Raw genomic sequence first — 5203 nt, forward strand, 5'->3', positions numbered from 1 at the left:
CCGCCGTCGGATCGAGCCAGCTCTGCTATTGCTTGCAGCGGCGGCTCCCGCCGCGCGACCAGCACGAGGCGCGCGCCCTCGCTTGCAAAGAGCCGGGCCGCCGCCGTGCCCATGCCTCCCCCGCATCCGGGAATGGCGATTACCTTGTTCTCAAGTCGCATGTGCAAAGTTTGTCAGTTCAAGCGCGCAGCGGCAAAGATTGATGGTGAAAGCGATGATGCAAATGACCATGTCCCGCAACCGAGAGCGCAGAACGATGATCTTACCCAAGTCCCTCATTTAAGATGCCGATTAACCACGCCAGAAGCGTTGCTAAGCATTTCGACGAACGGTCGCGCGCGTATGCCGAAAGCGTTTCGACCTTTCAGGGAGACACACTGGGACTGATCGCGCGAGTAGCCGAGCCGCGCCCCACCGACCTTGTGCTAGACGCCGGGTCCGGCCCCGGATTTGTAGCCCACGCGCTGGCCAAGTCGGTGCGGGTTGCCGTTGGACTCGATCTGTCGCTGGAGATGGGACGCGCGGCGTCTCGACGAGCTGCGGAACGCTCGATAACTAGATTTCACCCAACCGTCGGGGACCTCCAGATAATGCCGTTGGGCAATGAATCGATCGACCTCATCGTCAGCCGCTTTGCGATGCACCATTGCCCTGAAGTCGAAATCGCGCTCTCGGAAATGCGGCGGGTAGGCCGCCGCGGCGGGAGTCTGGTTATCTGCGACACCGCCGCGCCCGAAGCGCCCGATGTCGCGCGGCGCATGAACGAGATTGAGAAAATGCGCGATCCATCACACGTCAGAAACCTGAGCCACTCCGAGTGGAAGGCGTTGCTGGAAAGGTGCGGATTCGAGGTGGATTGGACGGAGCAGTCGCGCATAGTCCTGGAGTTCCACAACTGGGTCGAACGAGCCGCTACTCCCGCGAGCTCCGTAGCCGAGCTGCGGCGAACGTTCGAGTCGCCGCCCGCCGATTTTCGGGACGCCTTCGAAATCATTGACGAAGGCGACTGCATCTTCTTCTCATGGCCGGTTAGCCTACTGAGAGGAATCAAGCCCGCCGACTGACACATAGCATCTTGACCGTCTGCTCTAGCGAGTGCCGTCTACCTGCTCCAGATCAGCCGTGAACCTGGGCACATGGGAAAGAGATTCAACATGGCCTCGGGGAGAACGGAGCGTTGACAGTAAAACGGCGCGGCACGTAGAATCAGAGCACTCTCGCCACACTTTTCAACAACTCCGGTACGCCGTATTGCGGTGCCCGGCGCGCGATTAGAGTGAGCGATTCGAACCTTAACAAGCGAATAGCGTAGGACTTCAGTTTTGCCGATCTGAAGGAAACCAAGTTATCAAGGGCACGTGGTGGATGCCTTGGCGCCAAGAGCCGAAGAAGGGCGTGGTAGGCTGCGAAAAGCTGCGGTGAGCCGCGAGCAGGCTTCGACCCGCAGATACCCGAATGGAGAAATCCGGCGGGAGTCATGTCCCGTCATTGCAGAATGAAGGCCCTAAGGGCTGTAGTAGCTCTGCAAAGGCAAGTGGGGGAACTGAATCATCTAAGTACCCCGAAGAATTGAAAGCAATCGCGATTCCCTGAGTAGTGGCGAGCGAAACGGGATGAGCCCAAACCGCGAACACGTAATAGGTTCCAGCCGTTGTGGTCGCGGGGTTGCAGGAGCCGGCTGGTCCGCTGGAACGGACCGAAGAAGTTACAAAATCGCGCGTTAGCCGAAGGCGGCTGGAATGCCCCGCCGTAGACGGTGAGAGCCCGGTAGGCGAAAGCGCAGCGATCTTCTGCTGGAATTCCTGAGTACCACGGGACACGAGAAACCCTGTGGGAAGCTGGGAGGACCATCTCCCAAGGCTAAATACTCTTGGCGACCGATAGTGAACCAGTACCGTGAGGGAAAGGTGAAAAGTACCCCGGGAGGGGAGTGAAATAGAACCTGAAACCATGTGCCTACAAGCAGTCAGAGCACTATGCCGGTTAGGGCGACCGGCCGGTGGCAAGAACGTCCCAAAGGCGGTTTCGACCGCCTGACGGACCGGACGGCCTCCGGGCGCAAGCCCAGAACAACCGGAATGTGTGATGGCGTGCCTTTCGTAGAATGAACCGGCGAGTTAATTTGTGCGGCGAGGTTAAGGGCCTAAGGTCCGGAGCCGGAGCGAAAGCGAGTCTTAATAGGGCGTCCAGTCGTACTGATTAGACCCGAAACCAGGTGAGCTAACCATGGCCAGAGCGAAGCGGAAGTAACACTCCGTGGAGGCTCGAACACACCAATGTCGCAAAATTGGGTGATGAGCTGTGGTTAGGGGTGAAATGCTAAACGAACCTGGATATAGCTGGTTCTCCCCGAAATAGCTTTAGGGCTAGCGTTCGGCTAAGTCTGCCGGAGGTAGAGCACTGACTGGGCTAGGGGGCATATCGCTTACCAAACCCTATCAAACTCCGAATGCCGGTAGATTTGCCGGGCAGTTAGACTGCGGGGGCTAATCTTCGTAGTCAAAAGGAAAACAATCCAGACCGCCGGCTAAGGCCCCAAAATCTCGGCTAAGTGGGAAACGTTGTGAGATTGCTCAGACAACCAGGATGTTGGCTTAGAAGCAGCCATCATTGAAAGAGTGCGTAACAGCTCACTGGTCAAGTGATCTTGCGCGGAAAATGTAACGGGGCTCAAGTCGAGTGCCGAAGCCGCGGGAGCCGTCGATGGTTCGCCATTGATGGACGGTAGGGGAGCGTTCCGTTTGCAGTGAAGGTCGAGCGTGAGCACGGCTGGAGCGGACGGAAGTGAGAATGCCGGTATGAGTAGCGTAATGCGCGTGAGAAACGTGCACACCGGAAGTCTAAGGTTTCCTGAGGAAGGTTAATCCGCTCAGGGTTAGTCGGGCCTAAGCCGAGGCCGAAAGGCGTAGGCGATGGACAACAGGTTTATATTCCTGTACCACCATTCTTTGCCATCAGCGAAGGGGGGACCCGGCGCGGTAGGTCGAGCGCGTTCTTTGGCTACACGCGTCCAAGCACGTAGGGTGGCACCATAGGCAAATCCGTGGCGCTAGATCCGAGATGCGATGGGAAGGTCAAGGGAAACCGCGGCCGACTCGATTGATCCGTGCCGGCAAGAAAAGCCTCGTAGCGAGAAGTTTGGTGCCCGTACCGCAAACCGACACTGGTAGACGAGGGTAAATGCCCAAAGGTGATCGGAATAACCTCTACTAAGGAACTCGGCAAGTTAACCCCGTAACTTCGGGATAAGGGGTGCCCCGGTAAAGTGACCGGCCCGCGCGGCCGCGAGCTTGAGGGGGTCGCAGTTAACAGGCTCGTCCGACTGTTTAACAAAAACACAGGTCTCTGCTAAGGCGTAAGCCGATGTATAGGGGCTGACTCCTGCCCAGTGCCAGAAGGTTAAGGGGAAGGGTGTCAAAGCCTTGAACCGAAGCCCTGGTGAACGGCGGCCGTAACTCTAACGGTCCTAAGGTAGCGAAATTCCTCGTCGGGTAAGTTCCGACCCGCACGAATGGAGCAACGAGATGAGCACTGTCTCGGTAGGGGATCCGGCGAAATTGAAGTACCTGTGAAGATGCAGGTTTCCCGCGATGGGACAAAAAGACCCCGTGGAGCTTTACTACAGCTTGGGATTGGTTTCGAGCTGTATCTGTGCAGGATAGGTGGGAGGCTGTGAATCCGGGACGTTAGTCTCGGTGGAGCCAACCTTGAGATACCACCCTGGTGCAGTTTAAAACCTAACTCGCGTCCGTAATCCGGCGCGTGGACATTCTCAGGTGGGTAGTTTGACTGGGGCGGTCGCCTCCCAAAAGGTAACGGAGGCGCCCAAAGGTCCTCTCAGGCTGGATGGAAATCAGCCGCAGAGTGCAAAGGCATAAGAGGGCTTGACTGCGAGACTCACAAGTCGAGCAGAGACGAAAGTCGGGCTTAGCGACCCTATGGTTCCGCATGGAAGGGCCATAGCTATCGGATATAAGCTACCCCGGGGATAACAGGCTAATAGCGCCCAATAGTCCACATAGACGGCGCTGTTTGGCACCTCGATGTCGGCTCGTCGCATCCTGGGGCTGGAGTAGGTCCCAAGGGTTGGGCTGTTCGCCCATTAAAGCGGCACGCGAGCTGGGTTCAGAACGTCGTGAGACAGTTCGGTCTCTATCCTCTGTGGGCGTTGGAGCGTTGCGGGGAACTGCCCCTAGTACGAGAGGACCGGGGTGGACGGACCGCTGGTGTGCCAGTTGGAGGGCCGACCTCCACCGCTGGGTAGCCATGTCCGGACAGGAGAAGCGCTGAAAGCATCTAAGCGCGAAACCAACCTCAAGATGAGCGCTCCCTCCGCCATTGAGCGGATAAGGCCACGGGAAGACGACCCGTTTGATAGGCGACAGGTGGAAGCCCGGTAACGGGTGCAGCTGAGTCGTACTAATGGCCGAATGGCTTGACCTGCCCTACGCCACGCGCAGCAACTGCAGCGGAAACCTTACGCGCAGCAACTGCAGCGCAAAGCTAATGCGCAGCAACTGCGCCGGCGACAGGCAGCTCGAAGCAGCGTCAGACAACACGCGTACGCATCTCTTCACTAGCTCCCGCGTTGCGGGATAGAGCAGCGGTAGCTCGTCGGGCTCATAACCCGGAGGTCGTGGGTTCGAATCCCACTCCCGCTACCACTCCCATCGAAAGGGGCCGATGCGAACGCATCGGCCCCTTTGTCGTGTGGCTGCGGCGGTGTTATCGCGAATCAGCGACGACCGTCGAGCGGCTCGCCTAGTTGCTGATCCAGCGCGGAGAAGACGAACCGGTCTCCTGCGTAGATCGATTCGCTCGTGACCGGGTTGATCATCACTTCGTCCTCGCGCACGACGGCGATCAGACGTCGGTCGCCGGTGCGTTGCATGGCCCACTCGATTGTCTGGCCGACCCAGGTGGCCGGAATTGGAAACACACCGATTCCGTAGTTGGGCGTTAGCGGCAGGAAGTCGCTGGCCGAAGCGACCTGGATGATATGTGCGAAGCGCTCGGCGCCGTCGCGTTCGGGGCGGATCACTCGTTGCGCGCCGAGCAGGCGCAGGATGCGCTGGTGGCGGTCGGACGAGGCTTTCGCGTAGATCACCTGGACGTCGAGCTGCTTGAGGTTCCTCATTGCGAGCACGGAGGCTTCCAGGTCGGCGGTGGCGACAACGGCCACGTCGACCTCGCGCAGTGAAAG

2 protein-coding genes, 1 tRNA gene and 1 rRNA gene are annotated in these 5203 nt (G+C 58.7%); 3 read left to right on the forward strand and 1 reads right to left on the reverse strand.

Annotated features, from left to right (window positions below; genetic code table 11):
* Positions 1-284: 284 nt before the first annotated feature.
* From OXG30_05810 to OXG30_05820, 3 genes are all read left to right on the forward strand, one after another.
* Positions 285-1064, forward strand: a complete 780-nt coding sequence (locus tag OXG30_05810) for a methyltransferase domain-containing protein (protein ID MCY4134413.1) — start codon at positions 285-287, stop codon at positions 1062-1064.
* A gap of 274 nt (positions 1065-1338) precedes the next feature.
* Positions 1339-4443, forward strand: a 23S ribosomal RNA gene (locus OXG30_05815).
* Between the two features lie 146 nt (positions 4444-4589).
* Positions 4590-4664: transfer RNA gene (locus OXG30_05820), tRNA-Met, on the forward strand.
* A gap of 71 nt (positions 4665-4735) precedes the next feature.
* Here the strand turns inward: OXG30_05820 and OXG30_05825 are convergent.
* The coding region (locus OXG30_05825; protein ID MCY4134414.1) for an NAD-binding protein at positions 4736-5203 on the reverse strand (468 nt) is incomplete at its 5' end.

It is taken from the genome of bacterium (genome assembly GCA_026708015.1).
Classification (GTDB): Bacteria; Actinomycetota; Acidimicrobiia; order Acidimicrobiales; family Bin134; genus Poriferisocius.